General features: G+C 43.9%; 18 protein-coding genes, 1 tRNA gene and 3 rRNA genes. 13 read left to right on the top strand and 9 right to left on the bottom strand.

What is annotated here, in order from left to right; translation table 11 throughout:
* Positions 1 to 17: 17 nt before the first annotated feature.
* The 3 genes from HWQ47_RS27635 (at position 18) to HWQ47_RS27625 (ending at position 3467) form a co-directional block, all read left to right on the top strand.
* Positions 18 to 788, top strand: coding sequence for a DeoR/GlpR family DNA-binding transcription regulator (locus HWQ47_RS27635; protein WP_269969126.1), 771 nt, complete (start codon positions 18 to 20; stop codon positions 786 to 788).
* Positions 789 to 858: 70 nt separating this feature from the next.
* Entirely contained in the window at positions 859 to 2688 is a 1830-nt protein-coding gene (glmS, locus tag HWQ47_RS27630) for a glutamine--fructose-6-phosphate transaminase (isomerizing) (RefSeq protein ID WP_269969125.1), read from the top strand.
* 410 nt (positions 2689 to 3098) lie between these two features.
* Positions 3099 to 3467 carry a hypothetical protein gene (locus HWQ47_RS27625; protein WP_269969124.1) on the top strand — a complete coding sequence of 123 codons (369 nt, stop codon included), beginning with the start codon at positions 3099 to 3101 and terminating at the stop codon, positions 3465 to 3467.
* 155 nt (positions 3468 to 3622) lie between these two features.
* Here the strand turns inward: HWQ47_RS27625 and HWQ47_RS27620 are convergent, their stop codons facing one another.
* Positions 3623 to 4666, bottom strand: a complete 1044-nt coding sequence (locus HWQ47_RS27620) for a GMP reductase (RefSeq protein ID WP_269969123.1) — start codon at positions 4664 to 4666, stop codon at positions 3623 to 3625.
* Positions 4667 to 5041: 375 nt separating this feature from the next.
* On the opposite strand from HWQ47_RS27620, the gene HWQ47_RS27615 reads away from it, so the two are divergent.
* Positions 5042 to 5413 (top strand): VOC family protein, encoded by a 372-nt coding sequence (locus HWQ47_RS27615; RefSeq protein ID WP_269969122.1) that lies wholly within the window; start codon positions 5042 to 5044, stop codon positions 5411 to 5413.
* 132 nt (positions 5414 to 5545) lie between these two features.
* On the opposite strand, the gene HWQ47_RS27610 is transcribed toward HWQ47_RS27615, so the two are convergent.
* Positions 5546 to 6847: a hypothetical protein gene (locus tag HWQ47_RS27610; protein WP_269969121.1), complete on the bottom strand. Its 1302-nt coding sequence runs from the start codon at positions 6845 to 6847 to the stop codon at positions 5546 to 5548.
* Between the two features lie 252 nt (positions 6848 to 7099).
* Between HWQ47_RS27610 and HWQ47_RS27605 the strand changes: the two genes are divergently transcribed.
* The 3 genes from HWQ47_RS27605 to HWQ47_RS27595 are packed head-to-tail and all read left to right on the top strand — an operon-like array spanning position 7100 to position 9522.
* Positions 7100 to 7486 (top strand): Rid family detoxifying hydrolase, encoded by a 387-nt coding sequence (locus tag HWQ47_RS27605; protein WP_269969120.1) that lies wholly within the window; start codon positions 7100 to 7102, stop codon positions 7484 to 7486.
* 32 nt (positions 7487 to 7518) lie between these two features.
* Positions 7519 to 8796, top strand: a complete 1278-nt coding sequence (locus HWQ47_RS27600) for an L-cysteine desulfidase family protein (RefSeq protein WP_269969119.1) — start codon at positions 7519 to 7521, stop codon at positions 8794 to 8796.
* A gap of 57 nt (positions 8797 to 8853) precedes the next feature.
* Positions 8854 to 9522, top strand: coding sequence for a helix-turn-helix transcriptional regulator (locus HWQ47_RS27595; RefSeq protein WP_269969118.1), 669 nt, complete (start codon positions 8854 to 8856; stop codon positions 9520 to 9522).
* Positions 9523 to 9576: 54 nt separating this feature from the next.
* Here HWQ47_RS27595 and pstB read toward each other — a convergent pair whose 3' ends face one another.
* The 7 genes from pstB to HWQ47_RS27560 form a co-directional block, all read right to left on the bottom strand.
* Positions 9577 to 10326 (bottom strand): phosphate ABC transporter ATP-binding protein PstB, encoded by a 750-nt coding sequence (pstB, locus tag HWQ47_RS27590; protein ID WP_269969117.1) that lies wholly within the window; start codon positions 10324 to 10326, stop codon positions 9577 to 9579.
* Between the two features lie 15 nt (positions 10327 to 10341).
* On the bottom strand, positions 10342 to 11190 hold the full coding sequence (gene pstA, locus HWQ47_RS27585) for a phosphate ABC transporter permease PstA (protein ID WP_269969116.1): 849 nt from the start codon (positions 11188 to 11190) through the stop codon (positions 10342 to 10344).
* Entirely contained in the window at positions 11190 to 12095 is a 906-nt protein-coding gene (gene pstC, locus HWQ47_RS27580) for a phosphate ABC transporter permease subunit PstC (RefSeq protein ID WP_269969115.1), read from the bottom strand. The genes pstA and pstC overlap by 1 nt, the downstream gene beginning before the upstream one ends.
* 76 nt (positions 12096 to 12171) lie before the next feature.
* A complete protein-coding gene (locus tag HWQ47_RS27575) occupies positions 12172 to 12984 on the bottom strand; it encodes a phosphate ABC transporter substrate-binding protein (protein WP_269969114.1) in 813 nt (270 codons plus the stop codon).
* A 488-nt stretch (positions 12985 to 13472) separates the two neighbouring features.
* The gene (locus HWQ47_RS27570) at positions 13473 to 13667 is read right to left on the bottom strand and encodes a DUF2061 domain-containing protein (protein WP_269969113.1); all 195 of its coding nucleotides are present in this window, start codon (positions 13665 to 13667) and stop codon (positions 13473 to 13475) included.
* Positions 13668 to 13836: 169 nt separating this feature from the next.
* Positions 13837 to 14742: a 1,4-dihydroxy-2-naphthoyl-CoA synthase gene (locus HWQ47_RS27565; protein ID WP_269969112.1), complete on the bottom strand. Its 906-nt coding sequence runs from the start codon at positions 14740 to 14742 to the stop codon at positions 13837 to 13839.
* A 115-nt stretch (positions 14743 to 14857) separates the two neighbouring features.
* Positions 14858 to 15211: a hypothetical protein gene (locus tag HWQ47_RS27560; RefSeq protein WP_269969111.1), complete on the bottom strand. Its 354-nt coding sequence runs from the start codon at positions 15209 to 15211 to the stop codon at positions 14858 to 14860.
* An 88-nt stretch (positions 15212 to 15299) separates the two neighbouring features.
* Between HWQ47_RS27560 and ccoG the strand changes: the two genes are divergently transcribed.
* The 6 genes from ccoG (at position 15300) to HWQ47_RS27530 (ending at position 23880) form a co-directional block, all read left to right on the top strand.
* Entirely contained in the window at positions 15300 to 16742 is a 1443-nt protein-coding gene (ccoG, locus tag HWQ47_RS27555; protein WP_269969110.1) for a cytochrome c oxidase accessory protein CcoG, read from the top strand.
* Positions 16743 to 17513: 771 nt separating this feature from the next.
* Positions 17514 to 19068: ribosomal RNA gene (locus tag HWQ47_RS27550) — 16S ribosomal RNA — on the top strand.
* 399 nt (positions 19069 to 19467) lie between these two features.
* Positions 19468 to 22387, top strand: a 23S ribosomal RNA gene (locus HWQ47_RS27545).
* A 216-nt stretch (positions 22388 to 22603) separates the two neighbouring features.
* Positions 22604 to 22719: ribosomal RNA gene (gene rrf, locus HWQ47_RS27540) — 5S ribosomal RNA — on the top strand.
* The 16S, 23S and 5S rRNA genes sit together here with 1 tRNA gene alongside, the layout of an rRNA operon.
* A gap of 102 nt (positions 22720 to 22821) precedes the next feature.
* A tRNA-Asp gene (locus HWQ47_RS27535) sits at positions 22822 to 22898 on the top strand.
* A gap of 730 nt (positions 22899 to 23628) precedes the next feature.
* Positions 23629 to 23880 carry a YkgJ family cysteine cluster protein gene (locus HWQ47_RS27530; protein ID WP_269969109.1) on the top strand — a complete coding sequence of 84 codons (252 nt, stop codon included), beginning with the start codon at positions 23629 to 23631 and terminating at the stop codon, positions 23878 to 23880.
* The last annotated feature ends 16 nt before the right edge of the window (positions 23881 to 23896 follow it).

Here is a 23896-nt window from a genome sequence, read left to right as displayed (position 1 = left end):
CTTAACTGAAAGATTTTATGAACAAACGTAATACTCAACAGCGCCGGCATAGCATTATCAACATCTTGAATGAACAAGGTGAGGTCAGTGTTGATGAGTTGTCTACTCGTTTCGAGACATCGGAAGTGACCATACGTAAAGATCTGGCAACCCTTGAGAAAACAGGCCTTTTACTGCGTCGTTACGGCGGTGCTGTGGCTATTCCCGATGAGATCACACAGCATTTCACTGCCAAGATAGCAGCTAACAAGTTATCGATTGCTGCAACAGCCGCTAAGCTGATCAAGGATCATAATCGCATCATTATTGACAGTGGCAGCACTACCTCTGGGCTTATTCAGCAGCTAAACAGTAAGCGTGGCCTGCTTGTGATGACGAACTCCTTACAATTAGCTAATGCCATACATGAACTGGAAAATGAACCGACCTTATTGATGACCGGAGGCACTTGGGATCCTCACTCTGAGTCTTTTCAGGGGCAGGTGGCCGAGCACGTACTGAGATCATATAACTTCGATCAACTTTTTATTGGTGCCGATGGTATTGACCTCGAGCGAGGTACTACCACCTTTAATGAGCTGACAGGCTTAAGCAAGGTGATGGCTGAAGTATCGCGGGAAGTTATCGTCATGCTGGAATCTGACAAGGTGGGACGTCGTATTCCCAATTTGGAGCTGCCATGGAGCAAGGTGAGTGTGCTGGTTACAGATGACAAGTTATCGGCTGAGGCCATTGAAAGTATTTCTAATCATGGTGTGCGAGTCATGCTTGCACCTCATGTTGAATAGCTTAATTACAGCTATTAAAACAAATTCATTTTAATTTTAACTCTTATTTTAAAGAGGTTAGGTAAATAATATGTGCGGAATCGTAGGTGCTGTGGCGCAAAGGGATGTTGCTGAAATTCTAGTTGAAGGTCTTAAACGTCTGGAATATCGTGGTTATGACTCGGCTGGTGTGGCGGTTATTAAAGATGGTGAGCTGAAGACGACTCGCCGCGTCGGCAAGGTACAGGAGTTATCGGCAGCACTCGATGAGTCGCCATTAGTGGGTGGTACCGGTATCGCCCATACTCGCTGGGCAACCCACGGTGAGCCGAGTGAGCGCAATGCACATCCACATCTTTCAAGCGGTGATATTGCTGTTGTCCATAATGGCATTATTGAAAACCACAACAAGCTACGTGAGATGCTGAAAGGCCTAGGTTATACCTTTGCATCAGATACAGACACCGAAGTTATCTGTCACTTAGTACACCATGAACTTAAGTCGCACACTAGCTTGCTAGCTGCTGTTCAAGCGACCGTAAAGCAACTTGAAGGTGCTTATGGCACTGTGGTTATTGACCGTCGTGACAGTGATCGCATGATCGTTGCTCGAAGTGGCAGCCCATTGGTGATTGGTTATGGTCTAGGTGAGAACTTCGTGGCATCTGATCAGTTAGCCCTGCTTCCTGTGACACGCTCTTTCGCCTTCTTAGAGGAGGGGGATGTTGCCGAAGTGACTCGTCGCACTGTAAATATTTTTGATGTTGACGGTAATGCGGTTGAGCGCGAAGTTAAAGAGTCTGAAGTGACCCATGATGCGGGTGATAAAGGCGAATACCGTCACTACATGCTAAAAGAGATCTATGAGCAGCCACGCGCTATCGCTCATACACTCGAAGGCCGTATTGCTAACGGAGTCGTATTAGATTCAGCCTTCGGTGAAAATGCTGCTGAGTTTCTAAAAGACATTAAACACGTACAGATTATCGCCTGTGGTACCAGTTACCACGCGGGTATGGCTGCACGTTACTGGTTAGAAGATTGGGCTGGTGTTTCTTGTAACGTCGAAATTGCTTCTGAGTTCCGTTACCGCAAGTCTCATCTATTCCCTAATAGCTTGCTTGTTACCATTTCTCAGTCTGGTGAAACCGCCGATACGCTGGCTGCACTTCGCTTGGCCAAAGAGATGGGTTACAAGGCGACGATGACTATCTGTAACTCACCGGGTTCATCTTTGGTACGTGAATCAGATATGGCGTATATGATGAAGGCTGGCGCTGAGATCGGCGTAGCTTCGACTAAAGCGTTCACCGTTCAGCTTGCTGGTCTGTTGATGTTAACAGCTGTTATCGGCCGCCATAATGGTATGTCTGCTGAGATGCAGGCTAAGATCACTCAGAGCTTGCAGTCTATGCCAGCTAAGGTTGAGCAAGCATTAGGATTGGACGAGGCGATTGCTGAGCTTGCTGAAGATTTTGCTGATAAGCACCATGCACTATTTTTAGGTCGTGGCGATCAATATCCTATCGCGATGGAAGGCGCGCTTAAGCTTAAAGAGATCTCCTATATTCACGCCGAAGCTTATGCCTCTGGCGAACTTAAGCATGGTCCGCTTGCACTTATCGATGCTGATATGCCAGTGATTGTGGTTGCACCAAATAATGAGTTACTTGAGAAGCTGAAATCAAACGTTGAAGAGGTGCGTGCTCGCGGTGGTTTGATGTATGTGTTTGCCGATGTGGACGCTGAGTTTGAATCCGATGACACCATGAAAGTGATCCAAGTGCCCCATTGCGATGAGTTTATGGCTGCGCTTATTTACACTATTCCTTTGCAGTTGCTTTCATACCATGTTGCCTTAATCAAAGGTACCGATGTGGATCAGCCAAGGAATTTGGCAAAATCGGTTACTGTAGAGTAATTGATTTAATTCTTACCTTAATTGGTTAAATTTAAATGGCGGTTTCCTAATGGTTACCGCCATTTTTATTTTGGGAATACCCCCAAGTTTGCAGTTTCTGGTTTAGCTTCTAGCCGAAGAGGGATTTGGTGGTTCGTTGAAGATATCAACTTCATCGATATCTATTGTCTGCAGCGGGTGCCGTGCAGCTACTTATATGAGTTGCCGCGATCAAATCTGACTATCTAGAGTTCATCTAGCCTAGCGTTCTTTCAACCGAAACTGCCATTGTCATTCATTAATATTATTGGTATTTTTACAGGAAATATTGTGAATAATCCGCACTTTGCGTTTAGATTGCTTTAGCTCTTGCAAGGTGTTTGTCGGAATTCATGCTAATTATTTGTTGTATGCAAAAGGACTATATTCAAATGCCTCATGTAGAAATTAAATATTCTGATAATTTAGATATAGATTTTGATAAAATTTTTGATGTTGTAGAAGCCGTTATTAATGAGAGTGATATGAGCGCTGGTGAGTGTAAATCAAGGGCTTATCCATGTTCTCAGTACAAATACCCCCACATACTTGTTACTATCTCCTTATTAACAAAGCCTCACCGAGATAAGATATTTACACAGAAGCTAAGTGAAGAGATAGAAAGATCAATAAAAATGCATCTTAAGCAAAGCTTATATTTTTCATTAAATATTGAATATAGTCAGTCCTACTACACTACGAATATGCATCTCGTTGATGGTGATAGGTTACCAAGTATGGCTGATAGCTATAGCCGTTAGAGGTGCCATTTAGATAAAGGGATGGTAGCCCATTAGCTGAACTGGCTTTATAAATGGACTGACATGTCGGGGTCGCGTCTTTTTATCAAACCACAGTAGGGTGAAGCCCGCTAGAGTGCGGGCTTAGCATTCGGGTCTTGGTCGTTCTTTATTACTTACTCTTTACCGTAGACGTTATTTTCTTGCTCTTGAACTCGGATAAAAGTAGTGCGTTTAGTCAGTTCTTTTAACGATGCAGCACCGACATAGGTACAGGTTGAACGTACGCCACCCATAATGTCGTTAATCGTGTTATCGACACTGCCTCTAAATGGTAGCAGTACGGTTTTACCTTCAGCTGCACGGTATTTTGCTACGCCGCCAGAGTGTTTATCCATGGCTGATTGCGATGACATACCGTAAAACTTAACCATGGTTTTACCACCATGTTCAACGACTTCTCCGCCACTTTCTTCGTGACCAGCTAACATGCCGCCAAGCATGACAAAGTCTGCACCGCCACCAAAGGCTTTGGCGACATCGCCAGCACAGCTACAACCGCCGTCACCGATGATTTGACCACCTAAACCGTGTGCAGCATCGGCACACTCTATAATGGCTGAAAGTTGTGGATAGCCAACGCCTGTTTTGACTCGTGTGGTGCATACAGAACCTGGGCCGATACCCACTTTGACAATATCTGCCCCAGCGATAATGAGCTCTTCAACCATGTCACCTGTGACGACGTTACCTGCACTTATCACTTTTTGTGGGTGGGCTAGTCTCACCTTGCGAACGTAATCGACTAGATGTTCAGAGTAGCCATTGGCAATATCAATACAGATAAAGGTAATGTCTTCAGATAGGGCTAATACTTGGCTTAGCTTAATAAAGTCAGCATCTGATGTGCCACTCGAAACCATGATATGTTGTAAAACATCTTGGTTACTGCTGTTTACAAATTTGCTCCACTGTTCAACGCTATAGTGCTTGTGAACGGCGGTCATAACATTGTGTGCCGCTAAGCTTGCTGCCATTTCAAAGCTGGCTACTGAGTCCATGTTAGCGGCAATAATGGGAACACCTGACCAGGTTTTACCACTGTGCTTGAAAGTAAACTGACGGTTCAAGTCAACTTGAGAACGGCTTTTTAACGTTGAACGTTTTGGTCTGATGAGAACATCTTTAAAACCTAATTTTATATCTTGTTCAATACGCATCGTTTATTCCTCGCATCGGTTTGCACAGCGCAATACCGCCAATAAATGTATTTGTTCATTGGATATTAAGTTAATTCCTGAGTTTATTTCAGGCATAAAAAAACTGGAGCGTTTGTGGACGCTCCAGTTTTAGGCATTATAGGAATGGATTTTAAGTTAGCAAGTTCTGAAATTAGAATAGTCCTTCCTTAAAAAAGGAAGGTTAATATTATTGGGTAGTTGTTGTTAGTGCGATTTCTGATTTGGTTGAATAATGATCGATTTACAGTGATCTGTTAGAAGTGATAATGTTTTTACACTAATCGAGTAACCGAGAAGGCTCTCGAACTGCTATTGAATAAGCAGTTAGCTTGTTATCAAACGATGAGGTGTCAAATGGAATTAGGTGCATTTTCAGTAAGTTTATCGGTTAAAAACATCGAAGATTCAAAGGTGTTCTATCAAAAGTTAGGTTTTAAAGTTGTGGGAGGAGATCAATCTCAAAACTGGTTAATCGTTAGAAACGGTGACCACACTATCGGTTTGTTTCAAGGGATGTTTGAAGGCAATATCATGACTTTCAATCCCGGCTGGGATAAAAGTTGTCAAACTTTAACATCCTATACCGATGTTAGAGTGCTCTTGAAAGCGTTTGAAGCTCAAGGGGTTGAGATACTACAAAAAGCCATTGATGGCGAAAGTGGGCCGTCGAGTTTCTCTGTGCAAGATCCTGACGGTAATGCAATCTTGGTTGATCAACATGTGTAAAAGTTGTGGGGAGTCTCACTTTTATTAAACTTCGCTAAATGATATTTAAATCTAGTTTTCAGTAAAGCAAAAAGCGCTCATAAGAGCGCTTTTTTATTTCCTGTAATTCAGCCAGCTTGCTGGGTTATTGGCTTAACTAAATGCAATAAAAGGTGAGATACAAAGCAGGATACCTGTGATGATAATGAAGTTGGTTGCTACGCCTTTGTACTTGTTTAGTTGTGGCACTTTATACACAAGGTAAGCCGGAATTAAACAACCCACTAAACCGAAGATAGGACTACAGATAGAGGTGAACGATAGGATCGGAGCGTTTAGGGCAATGGCTGACCATGCAAGTATGATGATAAACACGGTAACGAAACGATTTACCATTACTTTGTTTATTTGAGATTCTTCATATTTACGTAGTAATAGGTTCATCGCAAGACCTTTACAAGCCTCTTTGAACGCTAAGAACACACCGAAGAATGAGGTCACAATCGCGAAAATGTTGATAACGACACCAGTGATAGTTGCCCAACTACCAGGGAAGTAGTGTGCAATAATCGCTAGAGCAGAGATGTTTTTGTTCATTGCTTCTGCGGCTTGCTCTTGGCTAATCGCAAAGGTGAATGAGACAGCGAAGAAGAATACAACAACGAATAAGATAGAGAAGGCGATCGTCATTGCACGTGTTGCTTTGTAACGTGCAACTTCAATTGATTTTTCATGTGAGCGGTATGAGATGACCATAGGGCTCAATGATTGAATGAATAAGATTGAAGTCAGTGTAAAAGGCAGTGTGATAATGGCATCTTTCAACATTGGACCAAATTGGCCAATCTCAGGAATATTATTCATATCCCAGCGAGAGATAAGGAGCACTCCCATCACAGCAACAAGCACTAAAACGGTGACGGCCATAACCCCTGAGAGTTTGAACAGCAGTTTTTCACCTTTAGAACCGATATAAACAAGTGCACAAATAAGGCCTAAGCCGTAGAAGACATTATCATTAAGGTGCCCTTCGGTTATACCAAAAGAGTGTAAGTAAGATGAACTGTCATTCGTTACTGCTAGCGAGTAAACCAATACCCAGATCACCAGCATTAAGAAGTAAAGCGCGCCTAGCGCTACGCCCCAGTTTTTACCTAGATAGCCAGAAATTACGCCGGGATAATCTGTGCACTTTTTAGATTCTGCAAGGGTATTAATAAACAACTTTTGAAATAGGTACATTGCCGGGTAGCCGATAATAGATGAAAGTAAAAACACCCAAAGCCCCATCACACCCACTTGTATGGGTAGAAACACGATACCCGCACCAATGGCCATACCAATACTCATCACAATCCAGCCCCAATCGGTGCTATCAAATCGTGTTGCTTCTTTCCATTCAGCTTCTGAGACATTTGCTCGGGATATTCCCGCAGCTGTAATACTCGCAGTCATACATCACCCTAAATCATTTATGATTAATTATTTTGTGCAAATATATTTGAAGTTTTTAATGTTCACAATCAAAATCACTTAACTTTTTTTGAATGCGAGATGTAGGTCTAAAACTCTAAATTAATGGGATTTTCGTCGTTATTTAAGGTCTTTTTAAAATTAAAAATGAAGATTAAGTTGCAATTTTAGCATAAAATGCAAATAATATTGCAATGTTAGTTAATGCTAAAATGAAAATTAATTTGAGGTTTCATGAAAACAATAATCAATGCTGAACATGCACCAATGGCTATCGGTCCCTATTCTCATGGTACTACCTATGGTGATCTAATCTTTACTTCGGGTCAATTGCCAGTCTGTAAGGTAAAAGGAGGCGTTGTTGAAGGGGGAGTTGCTGAGCAATCTAAACAGTCATTAGAGAACCTTAGCCATGTGTTACTTGCTGGCGGTGGTAGCTTAGAGACTGTGTTGAAAACGACCTGTTACCTTGCTGATATCAATGATTTTGCGGCGTTCAATGAAGTATATAAAGAATATTTCAAAACAGATTGTCCTGCTAGAAGTTGTTTTGCGGTTAAAGATCTTCCTTTAGGCGTAAAGGTTGAGATTGAAGCGATTGCACACATAAAATCTAAGTAACTCGTATTAGCAGGATATAAGGCAGTACCCCAATGAAACAAGAGTGGCAAAAGTATATTCAAATTATAAATCAGGTGGTTAAACCGGCGCTTGGTTGTACCGAACCCATTGCGGCGGCGTATGGTGCTGCGGTTGCTGTTCAAGTGTTAGGATGTAATATCCCTGATTCATTAGAAATATTGGTTTCAGATAACCTTTATAAAAATTCAATGGGTGTCTTTGTTCCTGGAACAGGAAAAATCGGACTGGCTATCGCTGCAGCTGCGGGGGCTATTGGTGGTAATGCCGATGCAGGTCTTGAAGTACTGGCTTCGATTTCAGCAGAGCAAGTTTTACTCGCTCAAGAGATGATTGATACGGGTAAGGTTTCTGTTAAACGCACGGTCACAGATGAGTTTATCTATTGCTGCGTGATCGCTAAGTTTGAAGGTAAAGAGTCGCTAGTTAAAATCAGTGGTGGTCATACCTTAATCGTTGAAAAACAGCTCGATGGCAAGGTTAATTTTACTGCTGATGAATCCAGTAAAACGTCGATAGGATCTATTTGTGACGGTGTTGATATTAATATAGCCTCTATTTATGAGTTTGCGACTCAGATAGAGCTTGAACATATTGAGTTTATTCTTCAGGCTGCTGATTTAAATACTAAATTATCCGATGAAGGTATGACTAACTCCTATGGTCTTGAAGTCGGTCGTATAATGAAGAAAAGTATCGATGACGGTATTTTATCTAACGACTTGCTTAATAAGATTGTTATGGAAACTGCTGCGGCTTCTGATGCTCGTATGGGTGGGGCGACATTACCAGCGATGAGTAATTTCGGCAGTGGTAACCAAGGTATAGCGGCGACTATTCCCGTTGTTATTACGGCTAAGCATTACAAGAAAAATGATGAACAGCTTGCTAGGGCTTTGATTTTAAGTCATTTAGGTGCCATCTATATTAAGTCCCATTATCCGCCTTTATCGGCATTTTGTGGTAACACAGTGACGAGCGCAGCGGCTTCTATGGCCATGGTATACTTGGCTGGTGGAACGTTTGAGCAATCCTGCTTTGCCATTCAAAATGTGATTAGTGATAGTTCCGGTATGATATGTGACGGCGCTAAAGCCTCTTGTGCGATGAAGGTGAGTACTTCATCTTGTGCTGCTGTAAGGGCATTTTTAATGGCGATGAACTCTCGCTCTGTTTCTGGGCAAGGCATTATTGCAAAAGATGTTGAACAGACCATTATTAATATAGGCAAGATGATCAGTCATGGTATGCCTTCAACCGATACCACTATCATCGATATTATGTCGGCATAGTTTTTACTGTTATATATACCTTCTATCGTAAGATTGAGGGTTTTTAAAGGGGTTGATGTGAAACTGCAAGAGCTAACAAAAAGTGATTTTGATATTTTGAAATCGATGGAGAATGTGGTTGACGGTATCGCAGCTATGTATGGTGAGCACACGGAAGTGGTGTTGCATAGCTTGGACTCTCGAGATCCTTCCGTTATCAAGATAGCCAATGGTCATGTGACAGGAAGAAAGCTTGGAGCTCCGGTCACTAACTTAGCTCTACTTAAGTTAAAAATGGGTCAGGATATTTCTAACTCCTACATCACTCGTTGTGCCACAGGTAAAACGTTACGCTCGATCACCACTATTATTCGTAATAGTCAGAATCGAGCAATAGGACTCTTGTGCATCAATACCGATATGGATGCACCTTTGCAGTCTGTGCTGCGAACCATGATGCCAGACAGTATCGTGAGTTTAGATATCGGTAATACACCTGAGGTGTTTGCTCGAAATATCGATGAGGCTCTTCATGGCACCATCGATAGTGTCAATAGTGATGTCCGAAGTAATACCAACATAGCGCCCTCTAAAAAGAGTCGCGAGATAGTGACACAGCTTTATGAGCTAGGTGTATTTGAACTAAAAGACAGTGCTCAGGTTGCTGCGACCAGACTGGATATTTCTGTGCACTCAATCTATCGCTATCTCAGAGAGATTAAAGCCAGCCAAACATCTACAATTTAGCTGGATTACTTGCCATAGGGAGTGAATTAACTCCCTAGGCTTTCCAATACTAGCTTAACCAAATTCTCCACTGACATAACCTTGCGTTCGCTGATCTTTTGGTTGGTTAAATACCTGACTTGTCTCACCGTATTCGACTAATTCACCCATCCAGAAGAAGGCGGTTTTATCTGAGATTCGTTTAGCTTGATTCATTGAGTGGGTTACGATTACGATAGTGAACTTCTTTCTCAATTCATCCATTAACTCTTCAATTTTATGGGTTGCGATAGGATCCAGAGCACTCGTTGGCTCATCCATTAAGATCACTTCAGGCTGCATAGCAATAGCACGTGCAATGCATAACCTTTGTTGCTGACCACCTGATAGGCCGAAAGCTGGAGAGTCGAGACGTTCCTTTACTTCATCCCAAAGCGCCGCACCGCGCAAGGATTCTTCGACGACTGCATCCAGCTGTTTCTTATCTTTAATTCCCTGTGCTTTAAGACCAAAAGCGACATTCTCATAGATGCTCATCGGAAAGGGATTCGGCTTTTGGAAAACCATACCTACACGCATTCTCAACTGTTTCACGTCGACATCTGAGTAGATGTTTTCACCTTCGAATTTTACATCTCCAGATATCCTCACTCCAGAGATGAGATCGTTCATTCTGTTTAACGTTCTCAGCAGGGTGGATTTACCACATCCGGATGGACCGATAAGCGCTGTAACCTGACGAGCAGGTATCTTCAATGAGATATCTTTAAGCGCGTGGTTCTCACCGTAGAATAGGTTTAAGTTATTTACTTCAAGTTTGTTCATGGTATCTGGCCTTGTTTAAGATGCTTTATTAAAGCGAGTGGCAATTAACTTGGTTGCCAGATTTAAGATGAGTACAAGCACAATCAGCACGGTCGCAGTTGCGTAGGCTTGATCCCATTCATGTTGGGTAAACAACTCTTGGGTTAATTTGTATAAGTGAACTGTTAAGGTTCGACCTGATTCCAGTACAGATTCTGGTATTTGGGTCACCATACCTGCGGTGAGAAATACTGGGGCTGACTCACCAATAACACGGCCAATACTTAAGATGACAGAAGTGACGATACCCGGAAGTGCACTTGGGAGTATTAGGCGCCATATGGTGTATACCTTGCTGCTTCCTAATGCGTAACCACCTTCGCGATAAGCCATAGGTACCGCAAGTAAAGCTTCCTCTGTGGTACGGATCAGAACCGGTAGGATCAACATAGATAGTGTTAGTGACCCCGCTAAGATAGAAAAGCCCAGACCTAAGGTGGTGACGAAGAAAGTCATACCAAATAGACCGTAAACGATAGAGGGGATGCCAGCTAAAGATTCGATGCAGAAGCGGATCATCTGCACGACTTTACTGCCAGGTTTAGCGTATTCAGTTAAGTAAATAGCCGTCATAATACCGATAGGTGCTGCGATACCCAGTGAAAGCCCAACCATATAAATAGTCGAGACTATCATGGACCAGATCCCCGAGGTTTCGCCAATACGGGTGTAAGCGCCGGTAACGAACTCCCAACTCACATGGGATAAGCCATTACTGAGAATATGCCAAACGACCCAAAGTAGGAACACGATAGTAATGGTCGCTGCGCTCCATATCGCTCCTAAGAGTAGTTTATCTTGTGTGTCTCTTTTGAGTTGAAGCATCAGCAGCTCCTCTTACGGTTTACATACAGTAGGCTTGCGTTGAGTAAAACGATAAATACTAATAAAACAATGCCGGTCGAATAGAGCGCGCTTGCATGAATGCCAGTTGCATATGACATCTCCATAGCAATATTTGCTGTCAAAGTTCGAGCGGGTTCTAAAATTGAGCCTGGCATAGCAGGAGCATTACCCATGACCATGATTATTGCCATTGTTTCGCCTATAGCTCGAGCCACACCCAGTGCCACTCCGGTCAAAATTCCACTACGTGCAGCGGGAACTAAGACTTTAAAGATGCTGTATATATGGGATGCGCCTAATGCGAGTGCACCCTCTTTATAGACAGAAGGTAGTGCTCTGAGAGAGGTTTCTGAAATGGTAATAACCGTAGGTAATATCATTATTGCCAATACAATAATCCCCGCCAAAATCGTGTTCCCAGCGGGGATGTTAAATAGGGTTTCGATGGCAGGAACTATGATGACTAGCCCGAAAAAACCATAAACAACAGATGGAATACCTGCAAGTAGTTCTACTGCAGGCCTAACAATATCTGCCAGCCATTTAGGTGCTAGCTCAGCCAGAAATATAGCCGTTAGAATGGCGATAGGTACACCAATCATCACAGCGCCAGCTGTAGAGATAAGCGATGCAACTATCATGGGGAATATGCCAAACAGTGCTGGTGGAAGCCACTCACTACCCAATATTAATTCAGATACACCAGCTTCTTGAAAAGCGGGTAAGCCTTCATAAAACAGAAACCCACCAATCGTCGCTACTGAGATCACACCAACCATGGCACTGCATAAAAATAGTAGGTGGAATCCTTTTCCAACCCAATCATAAGTTTGTTTTTGAGCTAATTGCAGCTCAGGTGTGCGGATTTTATTTACCGTATCCATCACTTGGCCTCAAGGTCGTGTGATCTAATATAAAAACTAAAGAGGAACCTTGGCTCCTCTGGTATCAAGTGTTGCATTAGTTGATGCGGATATAACCTTGCTCAGCAATGATGTTTTGACCATCATTGGAGAGGATATAGTCGATAAAGTCGCGAGCTTCTTGGGCTACGTTGTTTTTAATCAGTACAACAAACGGGCGAGCGATGGTGTATTCGCCAGCTGCGATGTTGTCATCCGTTGCTGCTATACCATCGACTTTCAATGCTTGTAGCGAGTCATCGACTGAACCCAGAGAGATGTAACCGATAGCAAACGTGTTATTTGCTACTATGGTTTTAACCATACCGTTACCGTTACCGACTTGAGCTGTAGCTGTGATAGCGGAGACCTTCATGCCTTTTACTTCTCGCTTTAGCTTCATAATGTCTTCGAATGCTCCGCGGGTACCTGATGCAGCATCTCGAGTGACCACTACTATAGGTTTATTCTCGCCACCGACTTGATTCCAGTTTTTAATCTCACCACGATAAATCTTAGCAATTTGCTCTTTACTTAGGTTTTGTACTGGATTGGCATTGTTGACTGTGACTGCAATACCGTCACGAGCGATAACCACTTTTTCTGTATCTGCGGTCATTTCACTGCTTTTAACATCCCGTGATGACATGCCTATCATACTTGTGCCATCTTTAGCTGCACGGATACCTGCAGATGAACCAGTACCTTGTACTTCAACATTTTTCCCTGAGACTTTTTGATAAGTCTCTGCTAGAACTTCCATTACATTCGTTACAGAGGTTGAGCCTGAAACTGTAATTGTTGTGCTTGCTTGAACAATTGGTGCAGTCATTAAGCTAACCGCTGCGAATAAACTAATAACTTTTCTCATCACAAGTTCCACTCTCTTTAGTCAAAATACAGATTTAGTTTGGACTCCCTCTCTGGAAGCTATGGGCATTAAGACAGACAAATATGACAGCCAAGTTACAGTCGGTGTTTTAGGATTAGATGAGAGGTTTGTTATGACTTGATTTGTTTTTATTATGTTGATTCGGTGTTGGTTTGTTAGGCTGTGTAAAGAGGTGGAAATGTAATTAATTAAGAGAGAGTAAGCAAGACTACTAACGATATAAAAGCTTGAACGAATGGGGTGTTTAGGCCAAAAGTAATTACAGTTTTAAGCTGTGCAACTGATGATTATGATCAAAGCAAACAACATGAATATGTTAATAAGACAGTATTTAACTACCGAAATAAAATATTTATTAAGCTTTTATGACAGTTTACTTAAGGAGGCCATGTCCTACACATAAAGCACTTTTCCTTGGGAGGTTAAGGTTTACTTATCTCCTATTGAGACTATTAATCGTGTTTTTCCTATGCCGAGACGATATCGTTTGAGCGTTTTTCGAATTTACTCCATACCTTTTCGTGGAAATAAAATACAACGGTATTAACAGCGGGTTCTACAAGTGCAACTGCGCCACCAATAACGATACTACCCGTCAGTAAATATGTAACTGTAAAAGCTACGCTGAAATGTAATATTGCAAAGGTAAGTGTCTTGGTCATGTTTGTTCTCCTTAAATTGATTCGTTAATGATAATGGTTATCATTAAGATTTAAAAGGGGGAATATTAGATTAATTTGATAGATTTTTAAGATTAAGAATTGGTTTTAGTTATAAAACCGTCAGAATCAACGGCTTTACTATCGCTAGCGTCTCATTTAAAAGAGGTTGCTAATAGTGCCAAGGGAATTTCGAGAAGTCTTGATCGCGCTTCTCTAAGAATGCATCACGGCCCTCTTGAGCTTCGGCTGTGCCATAAGCTAATCGTGTCGCTTCACCGGCAAACAGCTGCTGACCCACTAAGCCATCATCGGCCATATTGAAACCATACTTAAGCATGCGCATAGCCGTCGGAGATTTAGAGTTAATCTCCTTTGCCCAGTTGAGTGCTTCAGTTTCTAATTCAGCATGTGGTATAGCGCGGTTGACCATGCCCATATCGAAGGCTTCATCGGCGCTGTAGTTAAAACCGAGGAAGAAGATCTCTCGAGCACGTTTCTGGCCTATCATCTTAGCAAGATAAGCACTGCCGTAACCTGAGTCGAAACTAGCGACATCAGGATCAGTTTGTTTGAAGATAGCGTGCTCTTTTGAAGCCAAAGTCAGATCACAGACTACATGTAGACTATGTCCACCACCTACAGCCCAACCTGGTACCACAGCAATAACGATTTTAGGCATAAAACGGATAAGACGTTGAACCTCTAAAATATGCAAGCGCCCCATACGGGCAATATCGGCACTGTTAGCTTCAGCACCTTCATATTTATAACCATCTTTACCGCGAATACGTTGATCACCTCCTGCGCAGAATGCCCAACCGCCATCTTTGGCTGAAGGACCATTTCCAGTCAGGAGTACACAGCCTACATCAGACCATTGTCTGGCATGATCCAAAGCGATAAAAAGCTCATCGACAGTTTTAGGCCTGAATGAGTTTCGGCATTCCGGACGATTAATTGCGATTCGAACAGTACCTTGATCTTTGGCTCTGTGATAAGTGATGTCTTCGAAATCAAATCCGGAAACTTGATCCCATAAATTAGGATCGAAAATGTCTGAGACCTGTTGTGCCATGATATTTAGCCTTAATATCCAATTCTAGATTGAGCAAAGGCTAGGCCGAAACAGAACTCAGGTCAATCATGGGGAGAGATAAATGGCGGGTTAGGCTTATTGACTGATTGAAAAGCTATCTAAGTTTATCGCAGATAAAGTAAATGTTTTCTTGGCTTATACTCTTATGTTTTAGTGTAGATCCAGAGCAATACTCTGTTTTAAATTTCCCTAATGAATCTTTGGAGTCGAGTATGTTGTCGAGTGCGTTTAACTCGTTTGGTGAGAGCCGCTCTGCTATCTCTTGTTTAATTTTAGGCATTCTATCGTTAGTTTTTATAGCTGCAGTCCCTGTCATGGCCTGTATCTTATGTTCAATCTTTTGTAATAGCGCCTCAGATTGAGCTATGGGGTCATCAAGTTTATTGGTTTCAGTTGCAGTGTAATAGAGTAGACCTACACCTAGTCCTAATATGATCCAACCTCTCATTTAAAATCCAACTTTGGCTAATAATTTGTAATATAACAGGTATAATAAGCTAATTAATGAGCAATATTAAAGTAGTAAGGCTACAAAGATGAGCACAGAGTCTAATAAAAAGGATTATTCAAAGGCTAACCGGATCAAAATCCACCAACCTGATGCTAATAAAGCCGATAGATTTAACCCACGTAACCGAATCTATGTTCGAGCTGTAGAAGGACTATGGAGCCGCCTACGTACTCGACTTGGTTGGGCTGCTATGTTGTTCTTTCTTATTCTGCCTTGGATCCCTTGGGAGAATCGACAGGCGGTATGGTTTAACTTAGTTGAGCAGAAGTTTCATATCTTTGGTTTAACTATCTGGCCACAAGATCTTACTTTGTTGGCAGCGCTATTGATGATAGCGGCATTTGGCCTCTTCTTTGTTACCACTTACCTAGGACGAGTTTGGTGTGGTTATACCTGTCCACAGACCGTGTGGACTTTTATCTTTATCTGGTTCGAAGAAAAACTCGAAGGTGCACGTAATAAGCGGATGAAGTTAGATCAGATGCCATGGAGCTTTAATAAGCTTTGGCGTAAAACTGCGAAACATGCCTCTTGGTTATTGATATCCTTAGTTACAGCGATGACATTTGTGTCTTATTTTGTGCCTACTCGTGAAGTCTATATAGATGTATTTACGCTTAGTGCAAGTGGCGGTATCTACTTCTGGGTGGTGCTATTTACACTAGCTACATACGGTAATGCTGGCTGGATGAGGGAGATCATGTGTATCCATATGTGTCCCTATGCTCGTTTTCAGGCAGCCATGTTTGATAAGAATACCTATATAGTCGGGTATGATACTAAAAGAGGAGAGACTCGAGGCCCTAGAACGCGTAAATCTGATCCAAAAGAGTTGGGACTTGGGGATTGTATTGACTGTGATTTATGTGTCCAGGTGTGTCCAACAGGGATAGATATTCGAAATGGATTGCAGTATGAGTGTATTAATTGTGGTGCCTGTATCGATGCTTGTGATAACACAATGGAGCGGATGGGATATGACAAAGGCTTAATTGCGTATACAACCGAGAATAAGTTGGACGGAGTTAAAGAGAAAGTCTTACGTCCTAAGTTGGTTGGTTATGGTGTCGTGCTTACCGCGATGATCCTTATTTTTGTATATGCTAGTGCGACAATCGCGCCTATTCGTATCGATGTCATTCGTGATCGTAATGAGCTGTTTAGAGAGAACAATGAAGGTTTAATAGAAAACACCTTTACCTTGAAACTACTCAACAAGACAGAACAAGATCATAGCTACAAATTAACAGTTGAAGGATTGCCTGAATATATCTGGTATGGAGCGCAAGAGGTCAAAATCGCTGGCGGGGAAGTGTTAACACTACCGATTAGTGTAGCAGTCGATCCAGTGGAGCTTTCTAGAACCATGACTAAGATAAACTTTAAAGTGGTTTCCGAGAGTCTTGGCGTAGAAAGTAGTAATGAGCCGATTGAAGCAACGCAGGAATCACGCTTCTTTAGCCAATAAGTTATTTTAGAAGCTAACATCGCAATTATTAAGTGACAGCACAAAGGGGGCGTTAGCCTCCTTTGTGTATTCAAAACCTCTATTGTGTCGCTATATTAGTCATATTGAATGATAAAAAGGCATTCAGTTCCATAAAGGCTATTTTATCAATAAAAGCACTTGTGCTCTTCGCCGATATCCCTATAATCTGCATCCACTGACACGGCACAGCAGGCCGACTACCCAGTCGCAAGGCTAGATAGCAGGGGACTTGCAGCGTGATCAGTTCACTCTTTTAACGAGGAGTGAGAGTTAAAACTCTTCGGGGATTTGATTCCGGTGACAACCGCTTTACGGGCTTCGAGTTTGACTTCTGCTTAAGAAATCACCACTCGAAAACTTGTTAAAATAAGCGCTTGACGCCGACACTGGAGAGTGTAGAATACGCCTCCCTAGCCAAGACGATACGTCTTGGGAAGTTAGTAAGAAACCCGCGACCTAGCGTCAACGGTCACACACTAGTGTGAAGCTCTTTAACAATTCAAAACAAGAAATCTGTGTGGGCACTCACAGGTGTTGAGTTATTCGAAGTTGTCTCTTTTGAGGCAATCAAAAATTTACTCAATGAACCACTGAGTGACCATAGCAACGGACTTCAACTTCTTTCGGGAAAATGAGGTTACGGAGCAATAATATGTGAACTTCATGAATCTTCGGATTTGTGAAAAACAGTATAATTCGTTGAGCCGCTGATTTAGCCTTACTTGTAAGGTGGATGACGCAAAAAAACTTTAATTGAAGAGTTTGATCATGGCTCAGATTGAACGCTGGCGGCAGGCCTAACACATGCAAGTCGAGCGGAAACAGGAGAGTAGCTTGCTACTTTTGCTGTCGAGCGGCGGACGGGTGAGTAATGCCTAGATATCTGCCTAGTCGTGGGGGATAACAGTTGGAAACGACTGCTAATACCGCATACGCCCTACGGGGGAAAGGAGGGGACGCACTTTCGAGAGCGCCTTTCGCGATTAGATGAGTCTAGGTGGGATTAGCTAGTAGGTGAGGTAATGGCTCACCTAGGCGACGATCCCTAGCTGGTCTGAGAGGATGATCAGCCACACTGGAACTGAGACACGGTCCAGACTCCTACGGGAGGCAGCAGTGGGGAATATTGCACAATGGGCGAAAGCCTGATGCAGCCATGCCGCGTGTGTGAAGAAGGCCTTCGGGTTGTAAAGCACTTTCAGCGAGGAGGAAAGGTTGTCGTTTAATAAACGACAGCTGTGACGTTACTCGCAGAAGAAGCACCGGCTAACTTCGTGCCAGCAGCCGCGGTAATACGAGGGGTGCAAGCGTTAATCGGAATTACTGGGCGTAAAGCGTACGCAGGCGGTCTGTTAAGCCAGATGTGAAAGCCCCGGGCTCAACCTGGGAATTGCATTTGGAACTGACAGACTAGAGTCTTGTAGAGGGGGGTAGAATTTCAGGTGTAGCGGTGAAATGCGTAGAGATCTGAAGGAATACCGGTGGCGAAGGCGGCCCCCTGGACAAAGACTGACGCTCATGTACGAAAGCGTGGGGAGCAAACAGGATTAGATACCCTGGTAGTCCACGCCGTAAACGATGTCTACTCGGAGTTTGGTAACTTAGTTACTGGGCTCCCAAGCTAACGCATTAAGTAGACCGCCTGGGGAGTACGGCCGCAAGGTTAAAACTCAAATGAATTGACGGGGGCCCGCACAAGCGGTGGAGCATGTGGTTTAATTCGATGCAACGCGAAGAACCTTACCTACTCTTGACATCCACAGAACTCGCTAGAGATAGCTTGGTGCCTTCGGGAACTGTGAGACAGGTGCTGCATGGCTGTCGTCAGCTCGTGTTGTGAAATGTTGGGTTAAGTCCCGCAACGAGCGCAACCCTTATCCTTATTTGCCAGCGAGTTATGTCGGGAACTTTAGGGAGACTGCCGGTGATAAACCGGAGGAAGGTGGGGACGACGTCAAGTCATCATGGCCCTTACGAGTAGGGCTACACACGTGCTACAATGGTCGGTACAGAGGGTCGCAACGCCGCGAGGTCAAGCTAATCCCACAAAGCCGGTCGTAGTCCGGATCGGAGTCTGCAACTCGACTCCGTGAAGTCGGAATCGCTAGTAATCGTAGATCAGAATGCTACGGTGAATACGTTCCCGGGCCTTGTACACACCGCCCGTCACACCATGGGAGTGGGCTGCACCAGAAGTAGATAGCTTAACCCTTCGGGGAGGGCGTTTACCACGGTGTGGTTCATGACTGGGGTGAAGTCGTAACAAGGTAGCCCTAGGGGAACCTGGGGCTGGATCACCTCCTTACCTATACGACTAACTCAATGCTTGTTGAGTGTTCACACAGATAACTTGTTCTTGTTAGAGCGAGTGGCACATCCTAGCGATGATGCTTGTTCTTTAAAAATTTGGAAAGCTGATAGTGTTAATGTGAAAGGGACTATTGTGAATGATATTTCGAAAGAGATAACGATTGCTTTGGTTTGTAGCATTAATGCGAAAAATAAATAATTGAGTTCTCAAACACTTAAATCAAGTGCCGACTCTTTCTTAGAGCTTCTTGTAATAAGAAGTCTCTAATGATTGGGTCAAGAGTATTCTTTTGGCGAAAGTAAACACCATTAGTTGCGATACGACGACCAAGCTACCCGCTTGGTAGAGTTAGTTCTTATAAACATTAGTTTATGAAACTTATTTGGGTTGTATGGTTAAGTGACTAAGCGTATACGGTGGATGCCTTGGCAGTCAGAGGCGATGAAGGACGTAGTAACTTGCGATAAGCGTTGGCGAGCTAGTAACAAGCATTTGAGCTAACGATGTCCGAATGGGGAAACCCACTAGCATAAGCTAGTATCACATACTGAATACATAGGTATGTGAGGCAAACCCGGGGAACTGAAACATCTAAGTACCCGGAGGAAAAGAAATCAACCGAGATTCCCCTAGTAGCGGCGAGCGAACGGGGATTAGCCCTTAAGCGTAGAGGGTGTTAGTGGAATGTGTTGGAAAGCACAGCGGCACAGGGTGATAGCCCCGTACATGAAAACTAACTTTACGTGAAAACGAGTAGGACGGGACACGTGACATCTTGTCTGAACATGGGGGGACCATCCTCCAAGGCTAAATACTCCTGACTGACCGATAGTGAACCAGTACCGTGAGGGAAAGGCGAAAAGAACCCCTGTGAGGGGAGTGAAATAGAACCTGAAACCGTATACGTACAAGCAGTGGGAGCGGTTCAGCTCTTTCGAGAGCGAGAGGCCGTGACTGCGTACCTTTTGTATAATGGGTCAGCGACTTACATTTTGTAGCGAGGTTAAGCGAATAGCGGAGCCGTAGGGAAACCGAGTGTTAACTGCGCGTTTAGTTGCAAGGTGTAGACCCGAAACCCGGTGATCTATCCATGGGCAGGTTGAAGATTGAGTAACATCAATTGGAGGACCGAACCGACTTATGTTGAAAAATGAGCGGATGACTTGTGGATGGGGGTGAAAGGCCAATCAAACCGGGAGATATCTGGTTCTCCTCGAAAGCTATTTAGGTAGCGCCTCGAGCGAATACCATTGGGGGTAGAGCACTGTTAAGGCTAGGGGGTCATCCCGACTTACCAACCCTTTGCAAACTCCGAATACCAATGAGTACTACTCGGGAGACACACGGCGGGTGCTAACGTCCGTCGTGAAAAGGGAAACAACCCAGACCGTCAGCTAAGGTCCCAAAGTTATTGCTAAGTGGGAAACGATGTGGGAAGGCTTAGACAGCTAGGATGTTGGCTTAGAAGCAGCCATCATTTAAAGAAAGCGTAATAGCTCACTAGTCGAGTCGGCCTGCGCGGAAGATTTAACGGGGCTAAGCAATACACCGAAGCTACGGGTGTGCACTTTATTGTGTACGCGGTAGAGGAGCGTTCTGTAAGCCGTTGAAGGTGAAGGGGTAACCCACGCTGGAGGTATCAGAAGTGCGAATGCTGACATGAGTAACGATAAAGGGAGTGAAAAACTCCCTCGCCGAAAGACCAAGGGTTCCTGTCCAATGTTAATCAGGGCAGGGTGAGTCGACCCCTAAGGCGAGGCCGAAAGGCGTAGTCGATGGGAAATGGGTTAATATTCCCATACCTCTACTAACTGCGATGGAGAGACGGAGAAGGCTAGGCTAGCGCGGCGTTGGTAGTCCGCGTTTAAGGTGGTAGGCAGTATTCTTAGGCAAATCCGGGAATACGCATTAAGTTGCAATGCTGAGAGCTGATGACGAGTCACTAAGGTGATGAAGTAGTTGATGCCATGCTTCCAGGAAAATCTTCTAAGCTTCAGGTTAGTAGGGATCGTACCCCAAACCGACACAGGTGGTTGGGTAGAGAATACCAAGGCGCTTGAGAGAACTCGGCTGAAGGAACTAGGCAAAATGGTACCGTAACTTCGGGAGAAGGTACGCTCCTGTTGGTGATGAGACTTGCTCTCTAAGCTGACGGGAGTCGCAGATACCAGGTGGCTGCAACTGTTTATCAAAAACACAGTACTGTGCAAACTCGCAAGAGGAAGTATACGGTATGACGCCTGCCCGGTGCCGGAAGGTTAATTGATTGGGTTATCTTCGGAGAAGCTCATGATCGAAGCCCCGGTAAACGGCGGCCGTAACTATAACGGTCCTAAGGTAGCGAAATTCCTTGTCGGGTAAGTTCCGACCTGCACGAATGGCGTAATGATGGCCACGCTGTCTCCAGCCGAGACTCAGTGAAGTTGAAATTGCGGTGAAGATGCCGTATACCCGCGGCTAGACGGAAAGACCCCGTGCACCTTTACTATAGCTTGGCACTGAACATTGAACCTACATGTGTAGGATAGGTGGGAGCCTTTGAAGCAGAGACGCTAGTCTTTGTGGAGGCAATCTTGAAATACCACCCTTGTAGTTTTGATGTTCTAACTTAGGCCCCTGAATCGGGGTTGAGGACAGTGTCTGGTGGGTAGTTTGACTGGGGCGGTCTCCTCCCAAAGAGTAACGGAGGAGCACGAAGGTTGGCTAAGTACGGTCGGACATCGTACGGTTAGTGCAATGGCATAAGCCAGCTTAACTGCGAGACATACACGTCGAGCAGGTACGAAAGTAGGTCATAGTGATCCGGTGGTTCTGAATGGAAGGGCCATCGCTCAACGGATAAAAGGTACGCCGGGGATAACAGGCTGATACCGCCCAAGAGTTCATATCGACGGCGGTGTTTGGCACCTCGATGTCGGCTCATCACATCCTGGGGCTGAAGTCGGTCCCAAGGGTATGGCTGTTCGCCATTTAAAGTGGTACGCGAGCTGGGTTCAGAACGTCGTGAGACAGTTCGGTCCCTATCTGCCGTGGGCGTTGGATGATTGAAGGAAGCTGCTCCTAGTACGAGAGGACCGGAGTGGACGAACCGCTGGTGTTCGGGTTGTTATGCCAATAGCATTGCCCGGTAGCTACGTTCGGAATCGATAACCGCTGAAAGCATCTAAGCGGGAAGCGAGTCCTAAGATGAGTCATCCCTAGAGATTAAATCTCTTTAAAGAGCCGTTCGAGACTAGGACGTTGATAGGCAAGGTGTGTAAGCGTTGTGAGGCGTTGAGCTAACTTGTACTAATGACTCGTAAGGCTTAACCATACAACCCAGATGGGTTTTATGTAGCTAGGTGATACTTAGCGACAAAAGAATACGAACTTGATTTAAGTTGGTCATAAAATGCTTCTGCATTTATGACATACAGTACCTCCGTGTACTAAAACCCAATTATTTAGAATTATCTTGCGAATGTGAGATAACAGCTTTCGAAATTATTTACCTTTAGCTTTTTAAACGCTGAAAGTAATAGCAAATTTGTCTGGAAACCATAGCATTGTGGCCCCACCTGATCCCATCCCGAACTCAGAAGTGAAACGCAATCGCGCCGATGGTAGTGTGGGGTCTCCCCATGTGAGAGTAGGTCATTTCCAGGCGCCTATTTAGTCTGAGCTTGAAAGAGCAAAGGCAAGTCTACTGATAGTGACATATCAGCGACGATAAAAGAATTTAGTAATCTGCGTAAGCACTTTACTAAAGGAGCGGTAGTTCAGTTGGTTAGAATACCGGCCTGTCACGCCGGGGGTCGCGGGTTCGAGTCCCGTCCGCTCCGCCAACATTACGATAAGCCCTAGCAGAAATACTAGGGTTTTTTCGTGCTTGCCTTTTGAGTAAAAATGACGGGAAAGCATTGAGAATACTGAAGAACAATTTACTAAAGGGGCGGTAGTTCAGTTGTGCTAACAATGTTCCAGACATTGTTATGGCATACACTCCATCCATGGAGACATTAGCCTCTTTGTTAAAATGAGAGCGGCCTGCCACGCGTGCCAAAGGCAAACGGGTTCGAGTCCCGTCCAACAGCATCCATGCCTCTCTTCATGAGCTCATCACTGCGTGATATTCACCCGCCAACATAAAGATGAAAGCCTCTGCACTTTTTACTTTAAAGAGTGCAGAGGCTTTTTTCGTTTGGCGTCGCGGATTATTTTAAAATGAGATAGTCAGCCCCAGCTTCGCGTTCATGAGCTTATCGCTTCGCGATATTCACCCACAAACATTATGATAAGCCCTAACAGCAATGTTAGGGCTTATCATGTCTGGAATATACGAGAATAGAGGGAGAGTGTTTGTTCTCGTCCATCCAATTTTGCGTGTTTACTTAAATATATCGGTTAGTATGTTGGTAATTATTATCTGAAGATAAGGTTGCTTGTGTTGTTTTGGTGTACACTCCCTCGACATTTTTAAAGTGCTAGTTTATTCATCTTCTTCTGTTTTGTAGGTGCTTAGACTTGTTTCGAGTTATACGATTATAAAAGTATAATATTTGTATGGAGTCCGTCATGGATTGTCGTCTTGGATGTGGTGCATGTTGTATTGCTCCATCAATAACTAGCTCTATTCCCGGTATGCTTATGGGGAAATTGGCTGGTGAGCGTTGTGTGCAGTTATCCGATGAGAATTTATGTATGATATTTGGTTCGCAGGAACGTCCGGAGGTATGTAGCTCTTTTTCTGCCACACTAGACGTGTGTGGTAGGAGTAATGCCGAAGCACTTTATCTAATTTCAACACTAGAACTTCAAACTAGCTAAAAATATTGAGTGGGTG

Source organism: Shewanella sp. MTB7, assembly GCF_027571385.1.
GTDB lineage: Bacteria > Pseudomonadota > Gammaproteobacteria > Enterobacterales > Shewanellaceae > Shewanella.
This window is presented reverse-complemented; position numbering and strand designations above follow the sequence as displayed.

Excerpts from the sequence above, each read along its gene's own strand:
- HWQ47_RS27565 (WP_269969112.1), bottom strand. The coding sequence starts at position 14,742 with ATGGCACAACAGGTCTCAGACATTTTCGATCCTAATTTATGGGATCAA.
- pstC (WP_269969115.1), bottom strand. The coding sequence starts at position 12,095 with ATGGATACGGTAAATAAAATCCGCACACCTGAGCTGCAATTAGCTCAA.
- ccoG (WP_269969110.1), top strand. The coding sequence starts at position 15,300 with ATGAGCACAGAGTCTAATAAAAAGGATTATTCAAAGGCTAACCGGATC.
- HWQ47_RS27560 (WP_269969111.1), bottom strand. The coding sequence starts at position 15,211 with ATGAGAGGTTGGATCATATTAGGACTAGGTGTAGGTCTACTCTATTAC.
- HWQ47_RS27620 (WP_269969123.1), bottom strand. The coding sequence starts at position 4,666 with ATGCGTATTGAACAAGATATAAAATTAGGTTTTAAAGATGTTCTCATC.
- HWQ47_RS27530 (WP_269969109.1), top strand. The coding sequence starts at position 23,629 with ATGGATTGTCGTCTTGGATGTGGTGCATGTTGTATTGCTCCATCAATA.
- HWQ47_RS27605 (WP_269969120.1), top strand. The coding sequence starts at position 7,100 with ATGAAAACAATAATCAATGCTGAACATGCACCAATGGCTATCGGTCCC.
- pstB (WP_269969117.1), bottom strand. The coding sequence starts at position 10,326 with ATGAACAAACTTGAAGTAAATAACTTAAACCTATTCTACGGTGAGAAC.
- HWQ47_RS27610 (WP_269969121.1), bottom strand. The coding sequence starts at position 6,847 with ATGACTGCGAGTATTACAGCTGCGGGAATATCCCGAGCAAATGTCTCA.
- HWQ47_RS27615 (WP_269969122.1), top strand. The coding sequence starts at position 5,042 with ATGGAATTAGGTGCATTTTCAGTAAGTTTATCGGTTAAAAACATCGAA.
- pstA (WP_269969116.1), bottom strand. The coding sequence starts at position 11,190 with ATGCTTCAACTCAAAAGAGACACACAAGATAAACTACTCTTAGGAGCG.
- HWQ47_RS27575 (WP_269969114.1), bottom strand. The coding sequence starts at position 12,984 with ATGAGAAAAGTTATTAGTTTATTCGCAGCGGTTAGCTTAATGACTGCA.
- HWQ47_RS27600 (WP_269969119.1), top strand. The coding sequence starts at position 7,519 with ATGAAACAAGAGTGGCAAAAGTATATTCAAATTATAAATCAGGTGGTT.
- HWQ47_RS27625 (WP_269969124.1), top strand. The coding sequence starts at position 3,099 with ATGCCTCATGTAGAAATTAAATATTCTGATAATTTAGATATAGATTTT.
- HWQ47_RS27635 (WP_269969126.1), top strand. The coding sequence starts at position 18 with ATGAACAAACGTAATACTCAACAGCGCCGGCATAGCATTATCAACATC.
- glmS (WP_269969125.1), top strand. The coding sequence starts at position 859 with ATGTGCGGAATCGTAGGTGCTGTGGCGCAAAGGGATGTTGCTGAAATT.
- HWQ47_RS27570 (WP_269969113.1), bottom strand. The coding sequence starts at position 13,667 with ATGACCAAGACACTTACCTTTGCAATATTACATTTCAGCGTAGCTTTT.